1 protein-coding gene is annotated in these 288 nt (G+C 46.5%); it reads left to right on the plus strand.

From position 1 onward, the window contains the following. Positions 1–288 (plus strand): hypothetical protein (locus J0A66_RS22995; protein WP_206576096.1); only part of this gene is annotated, 288 nt, incomplete at both ends.

Below are 288 nucleotides of genomic sequence, written 5' to 3' on the forward strand. Positions count from 1 at the left end.
GACAACGTTGAAGAGCGCGGTGATGGCTATGATGCCACAGGTACCGAGCTGACCTTTGATAATGACTATAACCGTTACATTGGTATGCGTTTTGAAAATGTCACTATTCCTCAAGGTGCGGTGGTTCAGGAAGCGTATCTGGAATTTACCGGCGCTCAGAAACGCTGGGATAGTGCATCATTCAAGCTATCTGCCGCCAATGTGGATGATGCGCCGGACTTTAATCCACATTATCGGTATATGGTCAGAAACATGGCCAAAACCAGTAGTGTGACTTGGTCTAATGTT

This window comes from Bowmanella dokdonensis (genome assembly GCF_017254865.1).
Lineage (GTDB): Bacteria > Pseudomonadota > Gammaproteobacteria > Enterobacterales > Alteromonadaceae > Bowmanella > Bowmanella dokdonensis.